The sequence below is a fragment of the Bradyrhizobium sp. USDA 3397 genome, from assembly GCF_054060965.1.
In genome coordinates this window covers 4,419,304-4,444,025 of record NZ_JBSSDS010000001.1, presented here as the reverse complement: position 1 = coordinate 4,444,025, position 24,722 = coordinate 4,419,304, and the positions used below count along the sequence as shown (strand labels likewise).

The 24,722-nt window shown below is 65.4% G+C and carries 22 protein-coding genes; 11 read left to right on the top strand and 11 right to left on the bottom strand.

What is annotated here, in order from left to right; all coding sequences use genetic code 11:
- The first annotated feature begins 7 nt into the window (after positions 1 to 7).
- The gene (locus ACVWYQ_RS20500) at positions 8 to 2,083 is read left to right on the top strand and encodes a methyl-accepting chemotaxis protein (RefSeq protein WP_271539608.1); all 2,076 of its coding nucleotides are present in this window, start codon (positions 8 to 10) and stop codon (positions 2,081 to 2,083) included.
- A gap of 116 nt (positions 2,084 to 2,199) precedes the next feature.
- Positions 2,200 to 2,931 carry a sulfite exporter TauE/SafE family protein gene (locus ACVWYQ_RS20495; protein ID WP_271539606.1) on the top strand — a complete coding sequence of 244 codons (732 nt, stop codon included), beginning with the start codon at positions 2,200 to 2,202 and terminating at the stop codon, positions 2,929 to 2,931.
- Between the two features lie 8 nt (positions 2,932 to 2,939).
- Here ACVWYQ_RS20495 and ACVWYQ_RS20490 read toward each other — a convergent pair whose 3' ends face one another.
- The 4 genes from ACVWYQ_RS20490 to ACVWYQ_RS20475 all read right to left on the bottom strand — a co-directional run bounded on the left by ACVWYQ_RS20490 (position 2,940) and on the right by ACVWYQ_RS20475 (position 7,661).
- Positions 2,940 to 4,910, bottom strand: coding sequence for a carbohydrate porin (locus tag ACVWYQ_RS20490; protein ID WP_456726321.1), 1,971 nt, complete (start codon positions 4,908 to 4,910; stop codon positions 2,940 to 2,942).
- Positions 4,911 to 5,290: 380 nt separating this feature from the next.
- Entirely contained in the window at positions 5,291 to 6,127 is an 837-nt protein-coding gene (locus tag ACVWYQ_RS20485; RefSeq protein WP_456726320.1) for a DUF1194 domain-containing protein, read from the bottom strand.
- Between the two features lie 323 nt (positions 6,128 to 6,450).
- Positions 6,451 to 6,714: a hypothetical protein gene (locus ACVWYQ_RS20480; RefSeq protein WP_456726319.1), complete on the bottom strand. Its 264-nt coding sequence runs from the start codon at positions 6,712 to 6,714 to the stop codon at positions 6,451 to 6,453.
- Positions 6,715 to 6,854: 140 nt separating this feature from the next.
- Entirely contained in the window at positions 6,855 to 7,661 is an 807-nt protein-coding gene (locus ACVWYQ_RS20475) for a creatininase family protein (RefSeq protein WP_456726318.1), read from the bottom strand.
- A gap of 153 nt (positions 7,662 to 7,814) precedes the next feature.
- On the opposite strand from ACVWYQ_RS20475, the gene ACVWYQ_RS20470 reads away from it, so the two are divergent.
- The 7 genes from ACVWYQ_RS20470 to ACVWYQ_RS20440 all read left to right on the top strand — a co-directional run bounded on the left by ACVWYQ_RS20470 (position 7,815) and on the right by ACVWYQ_RS20440 (position 13,418).
- Positions 7,815 to 8,837, top strand: a complete 1,023-nt coding sequence (locus ACVWYQ_RS20470) for an ABC transporter substrate-binding protein (protein ID WP_275498252.1) — start codon at positions 7,815 to 7,817, stop codon at positions 8,835 to 8,837.
- A 200-nt stretch (positions 8,838 to 9,037) separates the two neighbouring features.
- Positions 9,038 to 9,853: an ABC transporter ATP-binding protein gene (locus tag ACVWYQ_RS20465; RefSeq protein WP_404544422.1), complete on the top strand. Its 816-nt coding sequence runs from the start codon at positions 9,038 to 9,040 to the stop codon at positions 9,851 to 9,853.
- Positions 9,850 to 10,668, top strand: a complete 819-nt coding sequence (locus ACVWYQ_RS20460; protein WP_157283451.1) for an ABC transporter permease — start codon at positions 9,850 to 9,852, stop codon at positions 10,666 to 10,668. The genes ACVWYQ_RS20465 and ACVWYQ_RS20460 overlap by 4 nt, the downstream gene beginning before the upstream one ends.
- On the top strand, positions 10,668 to 11,657 hold the full coding sequence (locus ACVWYQ_RS20455; RefSeq protein WP_404544418.1) for a 2-hydroxyacid dehydrogenase: 990 nt from the start codon (positions 10,668 to 10,670) through the stop codon (positions 11,655 to 11,657). The genes ACVWYQ_RS20460 and ACVWYQ_RS20455 overlap by 1 nt, the downstream gene beginning before the upstream one ends.
- On the top strand, positions 11,657 to 12,379 hold the full coding sequence (locus ACVWYQ_RS20450; protein WP_404544416.1) for an AprI/Inh family metalloprotease inhibitor: 723 nt from the start codon (positions 11,657 to 11,659) through the stop codon (positions 12,377 to 12,379). The genes ACVWYQ_RS20455 and ACVWYQ_RS20450 overlap by 1 nt, the downstream gene beginning before the upstream one ends.
- Before the next feature lie 311 nt (positions 12,380 to 12,690).
- The gene (locus ACVWYQ_RS20445) at positions 12,691 to 13,113 is read left to right on the top strand and encodes a tetratricopeptide repeat protein (RefSeq protein ID WP_456726317.1); all 423 of its coding nucleotides are present in this window, start codon (positions 12,691 to 12,693) and stop codon (positions 13,111 to 13,113) included.
- A complete protein-coding gene (locus tag ACVWYQ_RS20440) occupies positions 13,077 to 13,418 on the top strand; it encodes a hypothetical protein (RefSeq protein ID WP_456726316.1) in 342 nt (113 codons plus the stop codon). The genes ACVWYQ_RS20445 and ACVWYQ_RS20440 overlap by 37 nt, the downstream gene beginning before the upstream one ends.
- Before the next feature lie 6 nt (positions 13,419 to 13,424).
- Here ACVWYQ_RS20440 and radC read toward each other — a convergent pair whose 3' ends face one another.
- The 3 genes from radC to ACVWYQ_RS20425 form a co-directional block, all read right to left on the bottom strand.
- A complete protein-coding gene (gene radC, locus ACVWYQ_RS20435) occupies positions 13,425 to 14,138 on the bottom strand; it encodes a RadC family protein (RefSeq protein ID WP_404544410.1) in 714 nt (237 codons plus the stop codon).
- A gap of 87 nt (positions 14,139 to 14,225) precedes the next feature.
- The gene (gene map / locus ACVWYQ_RS20430) at positions 14,226 to 15,044 is read right to left on the bottom strand and encodes a type I methionyl aminopeptidase (RefSeq protein WP_036014218.1); all 819 of its coding nucleotides are present in this window, start codon (positions 15,042 to 15,044) and stop codon (positions 14,226 to 14,228) included.
- Between the two features lie 120 nt (positions 15,045 to 15,164).
- The gene (locus ACVWYQ_RS20425) at positions 15,165 to 16,481 is read right to left on the bottom strand and encodes a mechanosensitive ion channel family protein (RefSeq protein ID WP_271539582.1); all 1,317 of its coding nucleotides are present in this window, start codon (positions 16,479 to 16,481) and stop codon (positions 15,165 to 15,167) included.
- 208 nt (positions 16,482 to 16,689) lie between these two features.
- Between ACVWYQ_RS20425 and ACVWYQ_RS20420 the strand changes: the two genes are divergently transcribed.
- Positions 16,690 to 18,483 (top strand): potassium/proton antiporter, encoded by a 1,794-nt coding sequence (locus ACVWYQ_RS20420; protein ID WP_404544407.1) that lies wholly within the window; start codon positions 16,690 to 16,692, stop codon positions 18,481 to 18,483.
- Positions 18,484 to 18,605: 122 nt separating this feature from the next.
- Here ACVWYQ_RS20420 and modC read toward each other — a convergent pair whose 3' ends face one another.
- From modC to mepA, 4 genes are all read right to left on the bottom strand, one after another.
- The gene (modC, locus tag ACVWYQ_RS20415) at positions 18,606 to 19,268 is read right to left on the bottom strand and encodes a molybdenum ABC transporter ATP-binding protein (protein ID WP_271539578.1); all 663 of its coding nucleotides are present in this window, start codon (positions 19,266 to 19,268) and stop codon (positions 18,606 to 18,608) included.
- 2 nt (positions 19,269 to 19,270) lie between these two features.
- Entirely contained in the window at positions 19,271 to 19,966 is a 696-nt protein-coding gene (modB, locus tag ACVWYQ_RS20410; protein ID WP_271539576.1) for a molybdate ABC transporter permease subunit, read from the bottom strand.
- 69 nt (positions 19,967 to 20,035) lie between these two features.
- Positions 20,036 to 20,821 (bottom strand): molybdate ABC transporter substrate-binding protein, encoded by a 786-nt coding sequence (modA, locus tag ACVWYQ_RS20405; protein WP_456726315.1) that lies wholly within the window; start codon positions 20,819 to 20,821, stop codon positions 20,036 to 20,038.
- Between the two features lie 335 nt (positions 20,822 to 21,156).
- Complete coding sequence (gene mepA, locus ACVWYQ_RS20400) at positions 21,157 to 22,101, bottom strand: penicillin-insensitive murein endopeptidase (protein WP_456726314.1); 945 nt, start codon at positions 22,099 to 22,101, stop codon at positions 21,157 to 21,159.
- Between the two features lie 444 nt (positions 22,102 to 22,545).
- Between mepA and ACVWYQ_RS20395 the strand changes: the two genes are divergently transcribed.
- On the top strand, positions 22,546 to 24,711 hold the full coding sequence (locus ACVWYQ_RS20395; RefSeq protein ID WP_456726313.1) for an EAL domain-containing protein: 2,166 nt from the start codon (positions 22,546 to 22,548) through the stop codon (positions 24,709 to 24,711).
- Positions 24,712 to 24,722: the final 11 nt, after the last annotated feature.

Below are 24,722 nucleotides of genomic sequence, written 5' to 3'. Positions count from 1 at the left end.
CCTGAGGATGCGGATCGGAAAGCTTTTCGCGCTGTCGATGCTGACGGTGACGGTGTTTGCAGTCATCCTCGGCGCCGAGGTGCTGATACCGCAGACGCGCATCTTCACCAATCGCTCCGATGCGATCAGGACGGTGGAGGCATTTGGCGCGACGCTGATGGCCAGCCAGCACGTCGCCAGCCTTCGCGCTCCCTATATCGGACCGATCTTCCAGGAAGGCGCTGCAACGCAGGCGCAGCTCGAAGCTGCCGCGAAGGCCGCGAAAACGGCCGAGGAGGGCTTCGAGGCCGCAAGGCGCTCCGTCATGGTGCTGGACGGCGGCGGCGCCATCGCCGAGAATCTCGACCGTGCCGCGCGGCGGCTGAAGGAAATCACCACCGCGGCCGGTCGCGCGATGAGCGTTCCGCTGGCGGCGCGCGACGGCGCCGCGACAAAGGGCTTCCTGCCCGGCGTTGCCGAGGTCCTCGCCAATCTCGAACCCGTCATGAACAAGCTCGAGGCAAAGGTGATCAACGCCGATTCCTCGCTTGCGGCGCTGTTGAACCTGGCGCGGACGGCGCAGGATCTGCGCGTTTCGGCCGGCAGCCGCGCGGCCACGCTGTCGCCTGCGCTCTCCGCGCGCCGTCCGCTCACCGCGGCCGAACTGTCGCTGATGGATCGCATGCAGGGGCGCGTGGAGGTCGATCGCGAGCGCATCGAGGCCGGTCTCGAACAGCTCGAAAATCCCGTCCGGATCGCCACCGCGCTGAAGGCGGCGACGGAATCCTATTTTGGAAAAGCCGCAGTTGCCGTGGACAAGGAGATTCCTGCAGCACGGACTGACGGTAAGTACGCCGGCACCGCCGATGAGCTGGCGAAGGTCATCGTGCCGGCCATCCAGATGTTCTACGGCGTGCGCGACGCTGCGCTGGCGGAAGCCGCCGAGCGCGCCTCGGCCGCGCGCGACGGCGCGCTGGCGATGCTCGCGCTCGCCGGCGTCGCCGTGCTGGCCCTGCTCGGCACGCTCGGTGGCGTGACCATCATGCTGCGCAGGCGCGTGGTGACGCCGCTCGGCCGGATCGCCGACGTGATCGGCGCGCTCGCCGCCGGGCAGCACGAGGTCGAGATTCCCGCGACGGGCCGCAGCGACGAGATCGGCCAGGTCGCAGGCTCGCTCCAGCATTTCAAGGATTCGCTGCTCGCCAAGAAGTCCGCCGACGAGGCGGCCGCGATCGAAGCGGAAGCGAAGCTGAAGCGCAGCCAGCGCATGGATCAGATCGCGCGGGAGTTCGAAGCCATGATCGGCGACGTCATCAACACCGTCTCGTCGGCATCCTCGGAGCTGGAAGCCTCCGCGGGAACGCTGACGAGCACGGCCGAGCAATCCGAAAAGGTCACGGCGACCGTTGCCGCCGCATCCGAGCAGGCCTCCACCAACGTGCAGACCGTTGCCGCCGCGGCGGAGGAGATGGCCTCGTCGGTCGACGAGATCAGCCGTCAGGTTCAGGATTCCGCGCGCATCGCCGGCGAGGCCGTGCAGCAGGCCGGGCGGACCAACGAGCATGTCGGCGAGCTCGCCAGGGCTGCGGGGCGGATCGGCGACGTCGTCGAGCTCATCAGCCAGATCGCCGGCCAGACCAACCTTCTGGCGCTCAACGCCACCATCGAGGCGGCGCGCGCCGGCGAGGCCGGTCGCGGCTTCGCCGTCGTCGCGTCCGAGGTCAAGGCGCTGGCCGAGCAGACCGCCAAGGCCACCGGCGAGATCAGCCAGCAGATCTCGGGCATCCAGACGGCGACGGAGGACTCCGTCGGCGCCATCAAGTCGATCGGCGACACCATCTCCCGCATGTCCGAGATCGCGTCCGCCATCGCCGCGGCGGTCGAGGAGCAGGGCGCAGCGACGCGCGAGATCTCACGCAATGTGCAGCAGGCCGCGCGCGGCACCCAGCAGGTCTCCGCCAGCATCGTCGACGTGCAGCGCGGCGCGAGCCAAACCGGATCGGCCTCCTCCAACGTGCTCGCATCGGCAAGGTCGCTGTCCGGCGAGAGCAGCCGGCTCAAGACCGAGGTCGGGAAATTCCTCGACGCGATCCGCGTGGCATAACAAGGTCATTGTGCAAGAAGGCCGCTTCACCTAGACTTGCATCCCGGGGATGTCGCAGCCTCCCCGTGAAGTGGTGATCCCACGCAAGCGCTGCTCGCTTATCCATGGAGCGAGCAATGGACGGGATCGCAATCGAGCTTCCGCTGTTTTTGTTGGCCACCTTCGCCGGCGCGTTCGTCGCGGGCCTCTCCGGCTTCGCCTTCGGCCTGGTCGCGGCATCGTTGTGGCTTTACGTGCTGACGCCGCTTCAGAGTGCCAGCCTGATCGTCGGCTTCGGCCTTCTGGTGCAGGGCTATTCGGTCTGGAAGCTGCGCAGCGCGCTCGACTGGCACCGGCTGTGGCCGTTCATCGTCGGTGCAATCATCGGTGTGCCGGCGGGGGTGTCGCTCCTGACCTGGGCCGATCCGAAGAGCGTTCGCATCGCGGTCGGTGCTATCCTGATCGCCTACAGCCTCTATGCATTCTTCCGGCCGCAGCTCAAGCTCGCGGCCGCCATGCCGCCGACCGCCGACGTGACGGTCGGTTTCGTCAACGGACTGCTCGGCGGCCTCACCGGTCTTGCGGGCATCGTCGTCACCATCTGGTGCAATTTGCGCGGCCTGCCCAGGGACGCGCAGCGCGCCACGTTCCAGCCGGTCGCCGTCGTGGTATTCGCCATGGCGGCGTTCTGGCTCGGTGCCAAGGGATCGCTCACATCAGACACGGCGAAGCTGTTCGCGCTCGGTCTGCCCTTTCTGTTCGCCGGAACGTGGCTCGGGCTGAAGCTGTTCGGCCGGATCGACGAGGCCACGTTCCGCAAGATCGTGCTGGCGCTGCTGTTCGTCTCGGGCGTTGCGCTCCTGTTCTGAGCCGCAGCTCAGAACTCCCCGTGCAGCCGCCCCGAAAACACCGATATCGGTCCGCGGTCGGCATTGTAGGCGGGGTTGACGATGAGCTGGTAGTCGGCGGTGAGGGTGATGCTCTTGTTCACCGCGTAGGCGTAATAGGTTTCGAGGATACGTTCCTTGCGGTAGTTCAGCGCGCCGTCGCCGACCAGCACGCCGAGGCCGCCGGCGGCGAGGAAGTCGCGGTAATCCTGTGAGATCGCGTTGATCGCGCCGCCGACGCCGATCACGTCGTCGGGTCGGCCCCAAGTCGTGCCCTTGATCGAAACGCCACCGGACAGGCTGCGATGAATGTCGGTGAAGGCCAGCGTTTCTGTCTTGCCGTCGTTCCAGCTCCAGCGGCCGAACAGGCCGACATCGTCGGTGATCGCCTGCTCGAGGTTGAGCACGTAGCCGTACTTCAGGCGGCCGCGGCGGGTCTGCGCGATGTCGAGATTGAGCGCGGGATTGTCCAGCGTCTCGCGGAAGCTGCCCATGTTGGCGCTATCGAGCCAGCCGATGGTCCTGAGCTTGCCCGGCCGGCCGAACAGCGAGAAGCGCGTCTCGAGCTCGAGCAAATATTGACCGCGCTCCCCAACCCTGGTGTCGAAGTGATTGGCGTTGGACTCGGCAACCATCAGGAAATAGCCGCCGCGCAGTGCCCATTGCTTCTGGTTGAGCTCGGCGGTGACGCCGTAGGTGAGGCCGACCTTGTCGGCGGAATAGTCGAAGGCGCCGGGCGCCCAGATCGACCAGTTCATAAAATCCCGGCGCGTGTCCTTGGCGTAGGCATTGCCGTCGAACACGTCGACCACCGGGAATTTGCCGGCCTGAATCGTGAGGCGCGACACGTCGACCTTCTGGCCGAGTTGGAGCTGACCGCTCGCAAGCTCCTCCTGCTCGCCGCCGAAGCCGAAGGTCTGGCGCACGAACAGGCGCGAGGTGTTGTAATGCGGATAGGGGAAGTTCGACTTCTGCGCTTCGCCGTTCGGGAAGCCGGCCGCACCGACCGTGTCGTTCAGGCCAAATCCCTGCAGCAATTCGGGATTGTAATAGACCTCGCCGCCGTCCCACAGCCGCGCGTTCAGGAACAGGCTGTTGCTCCACGTCGCTTTGGCCTGCCGCGACGGCGACAGCGAGTTCGGCCCGGTATAGAGCGCGGGAAAGGATGGATAGCCCTGCGGCAGATAGGTGGTCTGGCCGTGAATCTCCCAGCGATCCGATTCCGTGTCGATCAAGGAGCTGTTCGGATTGTAGCTCGGCAGGCCCGGCCAATCGACCTTGCGGTTGAGGCCGAGCCTGACCTGCTGGAAGTCGAGCGACGAGGAGGTGTACTGCGCGCCCGTGGAGAAGGCGACGTTGGCGCCGTCGAAGCGGCTGTAGAGATATTCGAGCCGCGCGCTCCAATGTGGCGCGAAGCCGTATTCGACGCCTGCGCCGGCGACCCAGCCGGGCCGCGTGTTCAGGATCTTCGGGATTTCGGCGCCGGAGGCCGGCGCGTCGAAATAGCGCTCGCCCATCCAGGCGAAGCCGCCAGTGGCGTAGATGAGCCAGGGACCGCTGGTGTAGCCGACGCGGCCGCGCACGCTCGCGGCGTAGTCCCATTGCTGGGTGACGGTGTTGGCGGGCGTTGCCAGGAACGAGACGATCGAGTTCGACGTGATGTAGTTGGGAAACGTAAAATCGCCTTCGACGCCGACCAGCCAGCCGGAGTTGAGGCGGTGATTGTAGCCCGCCTGCACGCCGCCGATCATGCCGCTGAAGACGCCGCTGTCGCTGATGGCGGTACCGTCGTTCAGCGCGAAGCGCGACGAGCCGTGGCTGTAGCCGGCATGCGCGCCGATATAGAGGCCGGTCCAGTCATAGACCGCTCTCAAGGCTGGCGCCTTCAGCGGCAGATCGGCCGCGCGGCTGGCCGCGGGAAGGGCAAGCACGCCCGTGGCGATCGCCGCGGCCGTTCGCAAGCACCGGTGTCTGTGACCTCTCAACGCCAAAACGCACGCCCCCAAACGCGAATGTGTCTCACCTGCCGCGATATCCCTGCCGTGTCGCGGCGATTCTGTCACCAGGTCTCCGCGCTCGAGGCGAATGGCAGGATGGTCCTGATTGGCCTCGACTTCGTCCCAAGTTCCTGAATCTTCGACAAGCCTTATTGCGAATAATTCGCAAGAGCAACTGCCGTGCGTTGTCGTAGAGAGAGTTCGCACCACTGTGTGACGTGGGTGCAACAACGCCTCTTCTCGGCCGGCAACCTGGACAGCTCAAGCAGAGTCCGGCCTCGGCGGAGGACCTATCCGGCACGGATGGGAGGGGCGACGGGTCGGTCCCCCGCCCGCGGAAGCATCTAGCAGCCGCGGCAGATGCCCTTGATCTTCTTGTCGAGCAGCGCGTCTTCCTTGCTGGACGGACTGCTCGCCGCCGGTTTGCTCATCGCCGGACCATTGCTCGCCGGTGCGATCGCGCCCCAGCGCTCCTGCCAGAGTTTCTCGCCGATCGTGCAGAGAACGCGCGGCTCCTTGTCCCTAGAGGGCGCCGGCGATTGATCCGGCGTGAGGCCGGCCACCTCGAGAGCCAGCTTGGTCCGGATCGCCTCTTGGAAATTTTCGCGATGGGTGATCGGCACAACAAAGGAACCCGGGCCACCGATCACGCAATCCTCATAGTACCAATCGATATGGTCGATATGCTGAAAGTCTGTCGGAGCAGCGGGTGTCGCGTTGGTCATGACCGGCAGGCCGGTGATGACGATGCCCTGCTGCAACGCTGTGTCGCGTGCTGAGGTGACCGGATCGCCGTTGCTGTTGGGACCATCGCCCGAGACGTCGATGATACGGCGCGGACCACGGTAGGGGTTTTGCTCGAACAGCGACGCGGCGAACTTAATTGCACTTGAAATCGAGGTGCGGGAACCGCGGCGGATCGGTGCATTGGTGATTTCAGTTGCGACCGCCTCAGCCGCTCCCGGCCCGTCGATCTGTCTCCAGGGAACGATTATTTTCTGGTCGCTGGTCGACGACCATTCGAAATAGGTCAGCGCGATCTTGCCGGCAGGACCGGCTCGCACCACTCGGGAAACTCCTCCGAGACAAATGGCCTTGGCATAGCCTTCGCGTTGGGCTGCCAAGTCATCCGGCTCCATTGAGTAGGAAACGTCGACTGCGATGACGAGCTCGAGGTCCACGGCGGGGCGACTGTGGCCCTGGGTCGCCGTTAGCGGCTGTGAGGCCGGCTCGGGACATGCTTGTGTCGATGTCACGATCCCAATCAGGATCGATCCAATTGAGATCCGCCAAATCACGCTCGCTCTCCAGCCACCCATTCGTATCCTGACACGCGGAACGTGCAATCGGAAGGGCCGTCCGACTTATCATGGGCTGTTCTGGCCGCAACACGAATGACCCCGCCCGGGGGGACAGCCGGGCGGGGTCGGGGGCACGACACGGGGTGGATGAGGCGCCCGTGTCGGACGCAGGATCCACGTGAGATCGGCCTCAGGTACTCAAATCAGTAGCAGGTACGAACGCGGCCGACGTACTGGCCGAAGGCGTTGTACTGCGCGACCCAGCCGCAGCGGCGATAGCCGTGATAATAGGGGTCGTGCGTGGCGGCGATCGCGGAGCCGACGACGGCGGCGGTGGCGATGCCGGCGCCCACACCATAGACCCAGGCGGGTTGCTTGGCTTCGGCCGAGGAGGTGGTGGACGCGATGCTGCCGGTCACGGCGAGAGCAGCGAGAGCTGCGGCGGCAATCTTGGTCTTGATCGACATGTGAAACTCCATCCGGGGTTGAGGCGGTCCGTTGTGGCCCGCGTGCCCAGTTGGACGGAGGCTCCTCGCGTCCGGTTCGAAGACCGCAAATGTGCTCGCCAAAGCTCGATCTTTCCTGAATGAATCCAGGAAGATGCCCCCTAGCCGAGGGGGCCCTTGGCGAGCCTGTTCACGTCGAAGTTATCGACCTCCGCCAGCAGCTCGCAGAACGCCGTCGCGCCCTGATCGAGCAGCTGCTCGCCCTTCGCGGGGTCAGCCAGCGTCGCGTTGCCGACGGCACCGCTGGCGTTGAGATCCTGCGCCTGCCAGGCGAACGGCGCCGGCCGCTGCGTCGACAGCCAGCGATACTGCTGCTCGATCGCGATGCTGCTCGCGGGAAAATCGGCGATCGCATCCTTGCGCACCTGATCCGGATAGCGCGCCAGCATGATCGAGGTCTCGACCGCGCCGCCGTGAATGCCGTGCCGCACTTCATCGGCCGGGAACAATTTGTCCGCGCCCGAGAGCCGCGACCACGACGTCGTCACCACGAACAGCTTGTGATGCGCACGCAGATCCTGCGCAACCAGCATCATCGCCGCGCTGTTGCCGCCATGGCTGGTGACGATGACGAGCTTCCTCACGCCGCGGCGTGCAACGTCCGCGCCGATCGCTGTCCATTTTCTCAGCGCAATTTCAGTCGGCAGCGTCTGCGTGCCGGGATAGTCGATATGCTCGGTGGAAATCCCGACCCGCTCGACCGGGAGGAAGCTCGCCGCAACGCTGGCGGGCAACAGCTGGCGCACACGTGCCAGATAGGCGTCCGCGATTAGCACGTCCGTCGTCAGCGGCAGATGCGGACCGTGCTGCTCGGTTGCCGCCAGCGGCAGCACCGCGATCCAGCGCGACACCTCGCCCGGGCTCGCATCAGCCCAGTCGATGTCGATCCAGTCGCGGGGGGGCGTCATCGAGGTTTCCTTGCCCGAATTTGTCACGTAATTTGCGGTATGAGGGGATGCGGGCCCGGGCGGCCCGCATCCCCTGATGTCATGCGGTTCTATCGCGTTGCCTTCACCCGGACCAGACGCGATTGGGCCAGCCACGATCGACGGAGTGCCAATATGACCCCCTTTCATCTGCGGCGAGCGTTAGTTGCGGGCTTGTTGGCCGCTCTCGCCTCTTTTGCACCGGCGCGCGCCCAAACGCTCGACAAGGTCACCTTCGGCACCAACTGGGTCGCCGAGGCTGAGCATGGCGGCTTCTTCCAGGCGGTCGCCGACGGCACCTACAAGAAATACGGCCTCGACGTCACCATCGTCCCCGGCGGCCCGAACGAGAACAACCGGATGCTGCTGATCGCCGGCAAGATCGATTTCTTCATGGCCGCGAACACGCTGATGTCGTTCGACGCCGTTGCCAACAACGTTCCCGTCATTACCATCGCCGCGGTGTTCCAGAAGGATCCGCAGGTGATGCTGACGCAGCCCGACGCCAAGGTCGCCAAGATCGAGGACCTCAAGCCGCTGACGCTGTTCGTCTCCAAGGAAGGCATGACCAGCTACTTCCAGTGGCTGAAATCGGAATACGGCTTCAGCGACAAGAACGTCCGCCCCTATAATTTCAATCCGCAGCCCTTCATCGCGAACCCGAAGAGCGCGATGCAGGGTTACGTGACCTCCGAGCCGTTCGCGGTGGAGAAGGCCGCCGGCTTCAAGCCCAATGTGCTGCTGCTCGCCGATCACGGCTTCAACACCTATTCGACGCTGATCGAAACCCGCCGCGAGATTGTCGAGAAGAAGCCCGACCTCGTGCAGCGCTTCGTCGATGCCTCCATGATCGGCTGGTACAACTACCTCTACCGGGACAATTCCGCCGGCAACGCCCTGATCAAGCAGCTCAACCCGGAGATGACCGACGATCTCCTGGCCTATTCCGTCGCCAAGATGAAGGAGCACGGCATCGTCGATTCCGGTGACAGCTTGAAGAACGGCATCGGCGCGATGAGCGACGAGCGCTACGCCTCCTTCTTCAACAAGATGGTCAAGGCCGGGGTCGTGAAGGCGGATCTCGACTACCGCAAATCCTACACGCTGCGCTTCGTCAACAAGGGCGTCGGCGTCGAGCTGCGCCCGAACAAGCCGTAACTGATGTTGAGGTCAGGCGCGCCGGTGCGGCTGGGGCCCACCTCTCCCGAAGGGAGAGGTCGCATCGCATCACAAGATGCGATGCGGGTGAGGGGTTACGCTCTCTCGTTGGACCTCTTCCCCCTCACCCGGCGCTACGCGCCGACCTCTCCCCGTCGGGGAGAGGTGAAGAGCGGCCGAAACGCGGCAGCCCGCTCTCAATGGTAGAGCGCAATCCATCGCCCGCCGTCGAGGCCAGCCTGACGCATCTCGCCGTCAGCCTGCGCGGCGTGACGAAAACTTACGACAACGGCGTGATGGCGCTCGGCCCGTTCGACCTTGCCGTCCGCAAGGGCGAGTTCATATCGCTGCTGGGCCCCTCCGGCTGCGGCAAGTCGACGGTGTTGCGGCTGATCGCCGAGCTCGGCGCGCCGTCGTCGGGCACCGTGCGGGTGGCACGGCACGAGGGCGTGCCGCAGCCGGGCCACGGCATCGGCTTCGTGTTCCAGGAGCCGACCCTGATGCCCTGGGCCAACGTCCGCGAGAACGTGCGCCTGCCGCTGAAGCTCGGCGGCGTGCCGAAGGCGGAAGGGCGCGCGCGTGCCGACGCGGCGCTCGCCAGCGTCGGCCTCGCCGATTTCGCCGATGCCTTTCCGCGCGAGCTCTCCGGCGGCATGAAGATGCGGGTGTCGCTGGCCCGTGCGCTCGTCACCGATCCCGATATCCTCCTGATGGACGAGCCGTTCGCCGCGCTCGACGAGATCACGCGCTTCCGCCTCAACAACGATCTGCTCGCGCTGTGGCGACGCTTACGCAAGACCGTCATCTTCGTCACCCATTCGGTGTTCGAGTCCGTCTATCTGTCGCAGCGTGTCGTCGTCATGACGGCGCGCCCCGGCCGCATCCAGGCCGACATCCGTATCGAGACGGTCGAGCCGCGGGCCGAGGAGTTTCGCACCTCGACGGCCTATTCCGATTATTGCCGACGCGTGTCGGCCGCGCTGGCCCCGTCCTATTCAGGGCAGTCGACGCTATGAACGCGCAAGCTCCCGTGCCCGCAAAGTCGTCCGGCGCGCAACGCGCGATGCGCTTTGTGCTGCCCGTCATCGTCTTCGCAGCCGGCCTCCTTGCCTGGGAACTCGTGGTCCGCATCAGGGAGATCCCGCCCTACGTGCTGCCGGCTCCCTCCGTCATCGTGCTGACGCTGATCAAGGACTGGGCGGTGCTGTCACAATCGCTGGCGACCACGCTTGTCACCACGCTCGAAGGTTTTGTCGCCGCCAGCATCGGCGGCATCGCGCTGGCGCTGCTGTTCAACCAGTCGAAATGGGTGGAATATTCGCTGTTCCCCTATGCCATCGTGCTCCAGGTGACGCCTGTCATCGCGATCGCGCCGCTCTTGCTGATCTATCTGGAGCAGCAGACCGCGGTGGTCGTCTGCGCCTTCATCGTCGCCTTTTTCCCGGTGCTGTCGAACACCACGCTCGGGCTGAACTCGGTGGACCGCAACCTCGCCGGCCTGTTCCAGCTCTATGGCGCGTCGAAGTCGCAAACCCTGCGCTTCCTCAAGCTGCCGGCGGCGCTGCCCTACATTCTCGGGGGCCTGCGCATCGCCGGCGGCCTGTCGCTGATCGGCGCGGTCGTGGCCGAGATCGCGGCCGGAACGGCCGGCGCCGGCTCCGGGCTCGCCTACAGGATCGCCGAGTCAGGCTATCGCTTGAACATACCCCGCATGTTTGCCGCGCTGCTTCTGTTGTCGCTGGCCGGGATTGTCATCTATGGGGTGCTGGCGCTAGTTTCCCACCTCGTTTTACGGCGCTGGCATGAGAGCGCGCTTGGAAAGGAAAACTGATGGCTGCCGGTTCGATTTCGTCCGAAAAGATCGACCTTCTGATCTATGGGCCGGTGCGGCCGATCCTCGAGAACGGGTTTTCCGATCATTTCGTCGTCCACAAGGCCGAGACGCGCGGCGATCTCGAGCGGCTGACGCCGGCGGTCCGCGACAAGATCCGCGGCGTCGCGGTGACCTACCACACCGTGCGCGCGGACAAGGATTCGCTGTCGCAGCTGCCGAAGCTGGAGATGGTGGCGAGCTTCGGCGTCGGCTACGACCACATCGACGCCAAATATGCGGCCGAGCACGGCATCGTCGTCACCAACACGCCCGACGTCTTGACCGAGGAGGTTGCCGACGTCGCGATGGGCCTTCTGATCTCCACCTTGCGCGAGTTCATCAAGGCCGACCGCTATGTCCGCTCCGGGCTCTGGCAGACCCAGAACTATCCGCTCAGCGTCGGCTCGCTGCGCGACCGCAAGGTCGGCATCGTCGGCATGGGCCGGATCGGCCAAGCCATCGCGCGCCGGCTCGACGCCTCGCTGGTGCCGGTGGTCTACCATTCCCGCAACGCCTCCAAGGACGTCTCGTACAAGCACTACCCTGATCTGATCGAGATGGCGAAGGCGGTCGACACGCTTGTTGTGATCGTGCCCGGCGGTGCCAGCACCAACAAGATGATCAATGCCGAGGTGCTCAAGGCGCTCGGTCCGCGCGGCGTGCTGGTCAACGTCGCCCGCGGCTCGGTGATCGACGAGCCCGCGCTGATCCAGGCGCTGAAATCCGGCACCATTCTCGCCGCCGGGCTCGACGTGTTCGCGGCCGAGCCGAACGTGCCCGACGAGCTCAAGACCATGCAGAACGTCGTGCTGCTGCCGCATATCGGCTCGGCCTCGGTGGTGACGCGCAACGCCATGGACCAGCTCGTGGTCGACAATCTCAAGGCTTGGTTCGCCGGCAAGGCACCGCTGACCCCGGTTGCGGAAACGCCGGTCAAGGGGCGCTGATGAGAGTTCTTCGGGTTCTCGCATTCGCCGTCGCGGCCTCCTTGGCCGCGATCGGCGCCGTCGCGGCCCTTTTGGCCGCGATCGGCATCGCGCATGCGCAGGATGCGGCGAGCCTGAAGAAGCAGATGCCCGGACAGTGGGAGCTCTCGACCACCGAGCGCAGCAAGACCTGCGTCGTCACGCTGAAGGCTGACGCCGCAGGCCAGGGTTTCAAGCTGGAGCTGGAGCCGTCCTGCAAGACCGCGCTGCCCTTCACCAAGGACATCGTGGCCTGGAGCGTGAGGGGCCTCGACATCGTGCGCCTGCAGGATGCGACCGGCGAAGCCGTGATCGACTTCACCGAGGTCGAGGCCGGCATCTTCGAGGGCCTGCGCCAGGGCGAGGGCGTCTACATCCTGCAGGATCTCGCCGCCGCGCGCTCGATGGCGAAGTCAATGGACCAGATGATCGGTGACTGGTCGATGGTGCGCGGCAAGGGCCAGCCGATCTGCGGGCTGACGCTGACCAACACCGAAGCGGATTCGGACAATTTCCAGGTTTTCCTCAAGCCGAGATGCGACGCGGCGATTGCGCAGTTCAACCCGACGCAATGGCGCCTCGAGCGCGGCCAGATCATCCTGATGTCGAAATCAGGCGAAGCCTGGCAGTTCGAGGCCGACGACCACGCGCAGTGGCGCCGCGTCCCCGACACCGCCGATCCCCTGATCATGCTGCGGCAGTAGGGCGTCGGTAAACAGGGGGCTCTCCGGCCCTCACCCGCAATCGCATATGAAGATTTACAAGAGGTCGTCATGCCCGGGCTTGTCCCGGGCATCCACTTTCTTTGGGCCGCGTAGCCAGGCGTGGATGGCCGGGACAGGCCCGGCCATGACGCTGTGGAGACTGTCGACGTCCCTCGCGCCTCATCCATATTCTAAGCCGTCACCTTCGATCGCAGCGCGGTGCCTTGCGCCGATTCCGACAGGCGAGATCGCTGATTTCGGAATTTGTTGAATTTCGAACTTTTCGTCCGTCTCGAGCGACCTAAGACGGAATGGCTCAATCTCAATCGGGCTTTGACATGAAATCCGTTGCCCTGGCCTTTTTGGGCCTTCTGCTGTTCGCGATGCCGGCCGGCGCGAATGACACCCGCACCTTCAATGCGATGGTCGCGTTGGCCAATCGCGGAGATGCGGAGGCGCAATATCATGTCGGCATGATGCACAATAACGGCATCGGCACACAGCAGGATCGCAGCCAGGCATTCGAATGGTTTCAGAAATCGGCCGCCGCCAACGATCCGCTCGGAGCCTACAAGCTCGGCTGTTATTATGACGGGCAAGGCGCAGGCGTCATCGCAACCGACGCGGACCAAGCACTGAAATACAAGCTCGTTGCCGCCAATGCGGCTATGCGCGCGCCCAGCACGACGTCGCGCTCATGTATGACCGGCAAGGCAATTCGGAAGAAGCGCTGAAATGGTGGAAGCTGGCGGGCGATCAGGGGCTTCCCGAGGCCCTGTTCGGCCTGTCCCGCGCCTATTCGGCCGGAAAGGGAACGCCGAGAGATCTGTCACTGTCGTATGCCTATTTCAAACTCGCGAAGGTGCCGGCCAAGAACGTGAACGAAATGGCTTCCATGTTGTCCAAGCCTGAGCTCGAGAAGGCCGAGAAAATGGTTGCCGAATGGAAACCGCAACCGACCGCCCTGACGCTCAAGGCATTCGCCGGCTTCACAGCCGCGGAAGACCATTTGAAAGCCGCCAAGAGCCAGGCGTTCTGATTTGGCCTAGATCAACCGCATCCCGCGCAGGCTCGCATGCCCGCTCTTACCAACGATGATGTGATCATGCACGGCAATCCCGAGCGGTTTTGCGATGTCGATGATCGCCTTGGTCATCTGGATGTCGGCCTGCGAGGGCGAGGGATCGCCTGAGGGGTGGTTGTGCACCAGGATCAGCGCGGTCGCGGACAGCTCGAGCGCGCGCTTGATCACCTCGCGCGGGTAGACCGGGGTGTGGTCGACCGTGCCGGTCTGCTGCACCTCGTCGGCGATCAGCTGGTTGCGCTTGTCCAGGAACAGCAGGCGGAATTGCTCCTTGTCGGCAAACGCCATGCTGGTGCGGCAATAGGCGATCACCTCGTTCCAGGATGACAGCGCGTTGCGGCTGTTAACCTCGCCCTTGGCGACGCGATGGGCGGCAGCTGCGATCAGCTTGAGCTGGTTGATCGCGGACTCGCCGACCCCGTCGACCTCGCGCAAGCGCGCCACCGGGGCATGGACGACCTCGGCGAACGAGCCGAAGGTCTTGATCAGCGTCTTCGCCAGCGGCTTGGTGTCGCGCCGAGGCAGCGCGGCAAACAGCGCCATCTCCAGCAGCTCGTAATCGCTCAGCGCATCCGCGCCCGCGCTGTAGAAGCGCTCGCGCAGCCGCTCGCGATGGCCGAGATAGTGCGGCGCGTCGTCAGGCTTGCTCTTGTCGTGGTCAGGCTTGGCGGGCATCGGCCGCCAGCATTGCCGGGGGCCAGCGCTTTTGCAACCGTCAATTGCGGGAGAAAGTCGCGCGTCAGACGAGGACGGGGGCCTAGCTCACCCGATCTGCTTCTCGCCGTGCCGCGCCGACAGCGTGAAAATCTCCACGCCCGTTGCCGTCACGCCGACGGAGTGCTCGAACTGTGCCGACAGCGAGCGGTCGCGGGTGACCGCGGTCCAGCCGTCGGACAGGATCTTCACATGCGGCTTGCCGAGATTGATCATCGGCTCGATGGTGAAGAACATGCCGGGCTTGAGCTGCACGCCCTCGCCGGGCCGGCCGATATGGATGATGTTCGGCTCGTCGTGGAACATGCGGCCCAGACCATGGCCGCAGAAATCGCGCACCACGCTCATGCCCTGCGGCTCGACGAAGCTCTGAATGGCATGGCCGATGTCGCCGGTGGTGGCGCCCGGCTTCACCGCGGCGATGCCGCGCATCATGGCTTCATAGGTCACCTCGATCAGCCGCTCGGCCTTGCGGGCGATCGGGCCGATCGCATACATCCGGCTGGAATCGCCATACCAGCCGTCGACGATGAAGGTGACGTCGATGTTGACGATGTCACCCTCCTTCAGCGGACGGTCGCCTGGCATGCCGTGGCAGACCACGTGGTTGAGCGAGGTGCAGGTCGAGTAGCGGTAGCCGCGATACATCAGCGTCGCCGGGTAGGCGCCATGGCTGAAGGCGAAGTCGCGGACGAACTCGTCGATTCTGGAGGTCGGCACGCCGGGCCCGACGATGTCGGTGAGCTCGTCGAGGCACCTGGCCACCAGCGCGCCCGCCTTGCGCATGCCGGCAAAGGCGGCAGGCCCGTGCAACTTGATCTGTCCGGTCTTGCGCAGGGAGGTCTCGGTGGCGTCGACGTAGCTCATGCGTGTCAGGTCTTCTCGGGCTGATCTCGATATCGGTGGAAAGGCTTGATTTCAGGCCCCAATTTAATGATTGGCAGCCTTCATGCAAGCCGAGGGGCCTGCTTGGGGGGTGAAAGTGACCTAATTCGGGACTTCCACGGCGGTTTCCACCGGCAGGGCGCCGCCGCGGATGCGGATTTCGCGGACGGGATAGGGAACCCGGATACCCTCGCGCTTGAAGGCGTCCCACAGCTCCAGCATCACGTCGCTCTTGACCTTGTCCATGCCGTCGGGGTCGGCGATCCAGAAGGTCAGCGAGAACTTCATCCCGGCTTCCGCGAACTCGGTCAGGAGACAGGTCGGCGGCTTGCCCTTCTGCGCGCGCGGATGAGCGGCGGCGGTCTCGGCGGCGAGCGTACAAACCAGCTTCGGGTCGGCGTCGTAATTGGTACCGAAGGCGATCTTCACCAGCGTGTTCTTGTCGGTATAGGTCCAGTTGACGACCTTCTGCGTCACCAGATCCTCGTTCGGGACCAGGAATTCGCGCCCGTCTCCGGCAGCGACGGAAATATAGCGCGTCTTCATCGCACTGATGCGGCCGGTATTGTCGCCGATGGTGACGAGGTCGCCGGGCTTCACCGATTTGTCGGCGAGCAGGATGATGCCCGAGATGAAATTGGCGACGATCTTCTGCAGGCCGATACCGATGCCGACGCCGACCGCGCCGGAGAACACCGCGAGCGCCGACAGGTCGATTCCGACCGCGCCGAGCGCGATCACGATGGCGACCGTGAGCAGCCCGATGCGGATGATCTTGACCAGCAATACCTGCACCGACGGCGTCAGGTCGGTGGTCGAATTGATCCGGCTCTCGGCGAAATTGCTGGCGATGTTGGTGAGCCAGAGTGCGATCAGCAGCAGCGCGCCGGCCTTGAGCGCCAGGAGCGGGGTCAGCCTGAGGCCACCGAGCACGATCGCGAAGGAATCCAACAGGTCGACCGTCGCATCGAGCTGGCCGACGATGGAGAGCGCGGCGACGAACCAGGCCGTGATCGACACCAGCTTGACGATGAAGGCGTTGCGCAGCACCGAGGTCACGAGCCGGATCACCAGCCATGCGAAACCAAGTTTGGCTGCGACCATCAGGAGATAGGAGCGGCTCGGCCAGGTCGCGTGATACATCACCACGCGCGAGACGATCACGAGCAGCGTGAACACCGCCGTCGAGGCGCTGGCGACCATGACCCGGACGAAATGCCGGAGCGGCAGCGGCCAGCGCATCGCCAGCGAGGTCAGGTCGACACGGCTGCGAATGGCGGCCTCCGCGGCATAGGCGATGCCGGCGGCGGCCAGGATGAGGCCGAATTGCAGGTAGAACCAGGGTGAGGAGATTTCCGCCCCGACGCTGCGTGCGGTGGTCTGCACGAACTCCATGAAGTCTTTGAGGTCCATGTCCATCGGGTCTCGTCGGCAAGCGGGGAGGAATTGATTCGAGGGCGCCGGACAATCCCACAAAGGGCGCGGCCGGGCCATCGATACACCGTGAAGTGAAGCGCGTTAAGGCCGTAAAATGCGGGCAGATTGCCGCGAAGCGCGAAAATGGGTTGGCGCGCGAGTCCACCGACGATAAGGATGAAATTCCAGCGATTTCTTACCCGGAAGGTGGATGGCTTCTCTCGACTCCGTCAGTCTCGCCATATTGCTCGGCGCCGTCCTCGTCATGGCCGGCATCCTCTCCAGCCTGCTTGCGCTGCGCTTCGGCGCGCCATTGCTGCTCGTCTTCCTCATCATCGGCATGCTCGCCGGCGATTCCGGCCCAGGTCAGCTCCAGTTCGACGACGTCCGCACCACCTATCTGGTCGGCTCCGTCGCGCTCGCCCTGATCCTGTTCGACGGCGGCCTGCGCACGCGCTTTGCCAGCATCCGCACCGTGCTTGCGCCGTCCGTGGTGCTCGCGACCGTCGGCGTGCTGCTGACCGCGCTGGTCACGGCGCCGTTCGCCAAATATGCGCTCGACCTCAACTGGTCGGAGGCGCTGCTGGTCGGTGCGGTGGTGGCCTCGACCGACGCGGCCGCGGTGTTCCTGCTGGTGCACACCCAGGGCCTGCGTCTGCGCCCGCGCGTCGGCGCGACGCTGGAGGCCGAATCCGGCACCAACGATCCCTTCGCGATCTTCCTCACTTTGATGCTGGTCGAATACATCTCGGTCGGTACCAGCTCGCCCGGCCATGTGTTGATGGAGTTCATCCAGGAGGCGGTGCTGGGCGCCGTCGTCGGCGTCATCGGCGGCCGCCTCGTCGTCATCGCGCTCAACAAGGTCGCTCTGCCGCAGGGCCTGCATGCGCCCTTCGTGACCACGGCCGCGCTCGTGATCTTCGGCGGCTCGCAGATCATGCACGCCTCCGGCTTCCTCGCGGTCTATCTCGCCGGCATCATCATCGGCAACCGGCCGACCCGCGCGCATAATTCGGTGGTGACGTTCCTCGACGCCGCGACCTGGCTGGCGCAGATCGTGATGTTCGTGCTGCTCGGCCTTCTGGTCTCGCCGAGCCGGTTGGGTTCCAGTGTGCTGCCGGCGGTCGCCGTCGCGTTGGTCTTGATGCTGGTGGCGCGCCCGCTCGCGGTGTTCGTGTGCCTGTCGCCGTTCCGCTTCAACTGGCGTGAGAAGATCTTCATCGCCTGGACCGGCCTGCGCGGTGCGGTCGCGATCTTCCTGGCCTCGATCCCGATGCTGGTCGGGCTGCCCAAGGCCTATCTCTATTTCGACGTGGCCTTTGTCGTCGTCATCATCTCGCTTCTGCTGCAAGGCTGGACCCTGGCGCCGGCCGCGCGCAAGCTGCACGTGGCGCTGCCCCGCGCCGACCGTGGCCCCCGCCGCGTCGAACTCGATCTGCCCGGCCAGCTCGAGCAGCAGCTGGTCGGCTATCCGGTGCGGCCCAAGAGCCTGTATTTCCGTCGCGGCCTGATCCCGTCCTGGTCCAAGCCGACACTGGTGATCCGCAACGAGCACATCCTGACGCCGACGGAGGCCGATCCGATCGCACCGGGCGACTACATCTATCTGCTGGCGCCGCCGGAAAAGGCCGAAGCGCTCGACCGTTTCTTCGTCGACATGCAGCCGAGCACCGCGCCCGATCCGCATCTGCTCGGCGACTTCATGGTCTCCGGCGAGCACACGCTCGCCGAGCTCGCCGCGATCTACGGCGTCAAGGTGAGCGAGGACGAGAGCAAGCTCACGCTCGCCGATTATTTCGACGTCCATCTCGACCACGCTCCAAAGGAGGGCGCCGAGCTCGCCCTGGGCGAGATCGTGCTGGTCGCCCGCAGCATCTCCGGTGGCCGCGTCAACCTCGTCGGCCTGCGCCTGCCCGAAGATGATGAGACACCGCTGCCGCTGACAGGCGCTCGGGCGCTGCGGAAGAAGCTCGCGGAGCTGTGGTCCTCGGTCGCGGGGGTCTGACGCTGCCGTAGGGTGGGCAAAGGCGCCCTTGCGCCGTGCCCACCAGCAGGCAAGACGGTGGGCACGGCGCGCGAAGAGCGCGCCTTTGCCCACCCTACATCAGCACTTTCGCTCCACAAAAACTACGTCAGCACCTTCACCCCGCCGAACGACGTCACCCGTCCCTGCTTGAGCATCACGATCTGCGTCGCGAGCTGGCGCAGCTCGGCGACGTCGTGGCTGACATAGACCATCGGCACATTGGCCTCGTCGCGCAGCCGCACCAAGTAGGGCAGGATCTCGAGCTTGCGGCCCTCATCGAGCGCGCCGAGCGGCTCGTCGAGCAGCAGGAGACGCGGCTTCGACAGCAGCGCGCGGCCGAGCGCGACGCGCTGGCGCTCGCCGCCGGACAGCTTCCCGGGACGGCGATCGCTGAGCGCGCCGATGTCGAGCAGGTCGATGATGCGCCTCTGCTGCGCCGGATCGGGCGCAAGCCCGTTCATCCGCCGTCCGTAATCGAGGTTCTGCGCCACACTCAGATGCGGAAACAGCCGCGCATCCTGGAACACGTAGCCGATGCGGCGGCGGTAAGTGGGCACGTGAATGCCGGCCGCGGTGTCGTCAACGGTCTCGCCATCGATCACGATGGTGCCGCGATCGGGCCGCAGCAGGCCGGCGATCATGTTGACCAGCGAGCTCTTGCCGGCGCCCGAGGCGCCGAACAGCCCGATGACGCGCCCCTCGCTGCTGAAGGAAGCGGACAGCGAGAATTCACCGAGCTGTTTTTCGACGTCGACGCGCAGCATGGTCAATTCCCGTGCAGGCGCTGCGTGGCGCGGCGGGCGAACCATTCGGCCGCGATCAGCGCGCCGATCGCGAGCACGATCGAGACGATCACGAGCCGGCCTGCCGCGGCATCGCCGTCGGGCGTCTGGATCAGCGAATAGATCGCCGACGAAATCGTCTGGGTCTCTCCTGGAATGTTGGAGACGAAGGTGATGGTGGCGCCGAACTCGCCGATCGCCTTGGCAAAGCCCAGCACCATGCCGGCGAGCACGCCCGGCAGCGCCAGCGGCAGCGTCACCGTGAAGAACACTTTCCACGGCGCTGCGCCGAGCGTCTCCGCAGCCTGCTCGAACCGGCGGTCGATCGCCTCGATCGACAGCCGCATCGGCCGCACCAGCAGCGGAAACGCCATCACGCCGCAGGCGAGCGCCGCACCGGTCCAGCGGAACGCGAAGACGATGCCGAGATGGTCGGCGAGAAAGCTGCCAATGAGACCTTTGCGACCGAAGCTGAGCAGCAGCAGATAACCGGTGACGACGGGCGGTAGCACCAGGGGCAGGTGCACGAGTGCGTCGAGCACCGACTTGCCCCAGAAGTCACGCCGCGCGAGCAGCCACGCCAGCGCAATGCCGAACGGCGTTGCGACCAGCGTGGCGATGACGGCGACCCTGAGCGAAAGCAGGATCGCCGTCCATTCGGCGGGAGAGATCTCGAACATCAAGTCGTCATATCAGGTCGCAGAAAACAGGTTGCAAAATCAGGTTTGCAAGAATCAGGTTCGCAACAATCAGGTTGTGGGGCTGATCAGGAACTTGAAGCCGTATTTTTCCAAGATGGCCTTGGCCGCCGCCGAGCGCAGGAAGGCGAGATAGCCGTTCGCCTCCGGCTTGGCGGTGCTGGTCGCCGCGACCGGATAGATGATCGCAGGATGCGAATCCGGCGGGAAGGCGCCGACGATCTTCACGCCCGGCTCGACCTTGGCATCAGTGGAATAGACGATGCCGAGCACAGCCTCGCCGCGGGCGACCAGCGTCAGCGCCGCGCGCACGCTCTCGGCCATGGCGAATTTCGGCTCTGCGGCCTGCCAGGCCCCGAGCTTTTCCAGCGCCGCCTTGGCATATTTGCCTGCAGGGACCGACTTGACGTCACCGGTCGCGATCCTGCCGTCGCCGGCGAGCTTGGCGAGATCGAAACCTGGCGCGATCGTCACGCTGTCGATCTTGGAATCCTTCGGCGCGATCAGCACGATGCTGTTGCCGAGCAGATTCACTCTGGAGGGCTCGTTGATAGTCTTCTTGGCGATCGCGTAGTCCATCCAGTCGGTGTCGGCCGAGACGAACACGTCGGCCGGCGCACCCTGCTCGATCTGCTTGGCTAGCACCGAGCTAGCGGCGTAGCTGACGCTGAACTTGACCCCGGTCCTGGCGGTGTAGGTGGCGTCGATCTCGTCCAGCGCGTTCTTTATCGAGGCGGCGGCGAGCACCGTGATGGTCTTGTCCTCGGCCTCGGCGGGCGCGACGGCCGTGCCGGCGAGAATGACGAAGGCGGTGAAAAGTCCAGCAATACGAATCATGAACAGCGCTCCGTGCGAGCTTGCGCGGACGATGCACGCGCAATCTGGCGTTGGTGGTCTGATGCGACGGGCGGACGCGCTGTTCCACGGCGCCACGGTGGCTTACGGCCAGCGTGGGATATCGCAGCTGCGAAGATAGCAGGCCAGGTCGGAAGGTCAAACCTGATGCGTCATCCCGGGGCGCGCGCAGTGCGAGCCGGGATCCATAGCCACAGGATTGTGTTTGGCGAAGACTCGGAGTGGGCACCTCGCGCCATAACCACGTCTTGTGGTTATGGGTCTCTGGCTCGCTTCGCGCCCCGGGACGACGACGGTGGATTCCGTGGCAGCGAACCTTACGGCTTCGCATCCCCTGCATGCAGCACCGCCTTGCAGGCTGCCGGCATCTGCGCCAGCGTCATCGGCGGCTTCGGCTTGGGCGGCTCGGGCGGCGGCTTGGGGTGCAGCACCGCATCGGAGAACCAGTAGGCGAGATCGGCGGGCTTGCAGCCTTCGTCCTCGGCCTGTGACGGCTGGCCCTTGCATTCGCCGGCCCCGGCCGGGCAGTGCATGCGGATGTGGAAATGGTAGTCGTGGCCCCACCAGGGGCGGATCTTCGACAGCCAGGCGCGGTCGCCCTTGGCCTCGCGGCACAGCGCCTTCTTGATCGCGGCATTGACGAAGATGCGCTGCACGGCGGGTTCTCGCGCCGCAGCGCGCAGCACCAGCACATGGCCTGGTGTGAACACTTTTGGGTCGATGTCGAGCCGGTCCTGGCGCACCATCATCACCGCCGACATGTCCTCGCGCTCCTCGCGCGAGAGCCGGCGGTCCGGCATCGGCGTCAGCCAGATGTCGGCGTCGAGACCGATCTGGTGGCTGGCATGGCCTGACAGCGCCGGCCCGCCGCGCGGCTGGGCGATGTCGCCGACAAGGATGCCGGGCCAGCCGGCGTCCTTGTGCGCCTTGGCTGCAAGCCGCTTGATCAACGCGATCATGTCGGGATGACCGTAGCTGCGATTGCGCGACAGTCGCATCACCTGCCAATTGTCGCCGTTGACCGGCATCTGCGCGGCGCCGCCGATGCAGCCCCTGGTGTAGGAGCCGATGACATGGGCCGGCCCCTTCGACGGCAGCAGCTTTCGCGCGAACAGCTCCTTCGCGGCGAGATCGGGGTCGTTGGGATTGGCGAGCGGCGGCAGCGGCTTCGGGTTGATGCTGCCACGGTCCTGGGCCAGCGCGCCACCGGCGCCCAGGCAGACGAACGAGAGCAGGAGGAGGGTGATGCCGCGGCGACTCATGCTGACGTTCTTATAACCCAATGCTGCACCAGGGTTAAGAACGAGCCCGCCGCCAACTCACCGCAGCGCGCCCGAATCGCGTCTCGACCCGCCGTTTCTTAAGGGTGTAATAACCGTATCCTGCATTGACCAAAATTCGTGCGCGGCGCGCAAAAAATTCTGCGGTTCGCATGCGATCGCGCGAGATTTCGGAACCGATTCAGGCGCGCGCGCAATTTTGCGCCAGATCGCTCACTGATTGAGGGCGCCGCACTCAGTCTGATGGCGCCTGCCGCCGCCCGCCACGCCGCGCAAACAGGCAATATGCGCCCCGCGCGCGGACCGCGGCTGGCTAGGATTACTTTTTTTTCAGACACTTGCCTCAAATCTTGCGGCCGCTGGACGCGACTGGGACGAGTGAAGTTGAGTTTGGGGTCTCGAAAAACAAGAAAGCGAAAGCAAAGCATGCTTGCCCGCGCCGGCCAAAAGGCGCGCAAGCCGCGCTTCGCGCGCGCGCACCGTGCCCTTTCCGAACACGACGAAATCCTGCGCAGCCGTGCCGAGGCGGAAGCCGCGATCGCGGAGGCGCGCAAGTCGCATGAGCGCCTGCGCCAGGCCATCGACATCCTGCCGCAGGGCATCGTGTTTCTCGACGCCGAAGGCCGCTACGTCCTCTGGAACAAGAAATACGCCGAGATCTACAGCAAGACCGCCGATCTGTTCGAGGAAGGCGCGCGGCTCGAGGACACGCTGCGCATCGGAGTCGCCCGCGGCGACTATCCCGAGGCCATCGGCAATGAAGAAGCCTGGATCGCCGAGCGCCTGCAAAAGCTCTACAAGCCCGGCGCGCGCCACGAGCAGAAGCTGTCGGACGGGCGCGTCATCCTGATCGACGAGCGCTTGACCGATGACGGCGGCGTCGTCGGCCTGCGCGTCGACATCACCGAGCTCAAGCAGCGCGAGGCCTCGTTCCGCCTGCTGTTCGACGGCAATCCCGTGCCCATGATCGTCTGCGCGCTGGACGACGAGCGCATCCTCGGCGTCAACGATGCCGCGGTCGCGCATTATGGCTACAGCCGGGCCGAGTTCGAGCGATTGAAGATCCGGTCCTTGCAGGCGTTCGAAAGCGAGCCGCCCTGGACCGTCGATGGGACCGGCGAGGATCAGGCCGGCCGCACCTGGAAGCACGTCAAGGCCGACGGCGCGCTGATCGACCTTGCGATCTATTCCCGCGAATTGACTTATGCTGATCGGCCCGCGGTGCTGCTCGCGCTGATGGACATCACCGAGCGCAAGCGCGCGGAGGCGCGGCTCGCCTTCATGGCCCAGCACGACGGGCTGACCGGCCTGCCCAATCGCAGCCTGCTGCGGCAGCAGATGGACGAGATGCTGCTGCACACGCGCCGCGGCTCGGAGAAGGTCGCGCTCCTGATGCTGGGGCTGGATAATTTCAAGGCGGTCAACGACACGCTGGGGCATGCGGTCGGCGACAAGCTCCTGCGCGGCGTCGCCAAGCGGCTGCGCTCCACCTTGCGGGACGAGGACGCGCTGGCGCGGCTCAATTCCGACGAGTTCGCGGTTCTACAGAGCGGGCTGGCGCGTCCCGAGGACGCGGTGATGCTGGCCAAGCGGCTCCTGGCGGCCATTGCCGATCCCTATCTGCTCGACGGTCATTCCGTGGTGATCGGCGCCTCGATCGGCATTGCGATGGCGCCGGGCGACGGCGAGGATTCCGAAAAGCTGCTCAAGAGCGCCGACATGGCGCTGTCACGCGCCAAGCTGGATGCGCGCGGCAGCTTCGCCTTCTTCGAGGCCGCGCTCGATGCGAAGGCGCAGAGCCGCCGCAAGATCGAGGTCGAGCTGCGCGACGCGATCCAGAACGACGTGCTGCGGCCGTACTACCAGCCGCTGATCGACCTCTCGAGCGGCCGCATCACCGGCTTCGAGGCGCTGCTGCGCTGGCCGCATGCCGAGCGCGGCATGGTATCGCCGGCCGAGTTCATTCCGGTCGCCGAGGACACCGGCCTGATCAATCCGCTCGGCGGGCTGATGCTGCGCCGGGCCTGCCTCGACGCCGCGGCCTGGCCGCACGACGTCCGCGTCGCGGTCAACCTGTCGCCGCTCCAGTTCCGCAGCGGCAATCTGCTCTCGATGGTCACTGACGCGCTGAAACATTCCGGCCTGGCGCCGCGCCGGCTCGAGCTCGAGATCACCGAGACGCTGCTCCTGGAGAAGAGCGCGCAGGTGCTGGCGACGCTGCATGCGCTGCGCGCGCTCGGCGTGCGGATCTCCATGGACGATTTCGGCACCGGCTATTCCAGCCTCAGCTACCTACGCAGCTTCCCGTTCGACAAGATCAAGATCGACCAGTCCTTCGTGCGCGATCTCGCGGCCAACCGCGAGGCCCAGGCGATCATCCGCTCCATCGTCAGCCTCGGCAAGGGCCTCGGCGTCACCATCACCGCCGAAGGCGTCGAGACCGAAGCGGAGCTCAGCTGCCTCCGCGCCGAAGGCTGCGATGAGGGCCAGGGCTTCCTGTTCAGCAAGGCCCGGCCGAATGCGGAGATCGTCAGCCTGCTGGCGGCACAGCGCGGCATCGACGACGAGGAGGACGCCGCGCTGGTGGCGTGACCGCTCGCCTC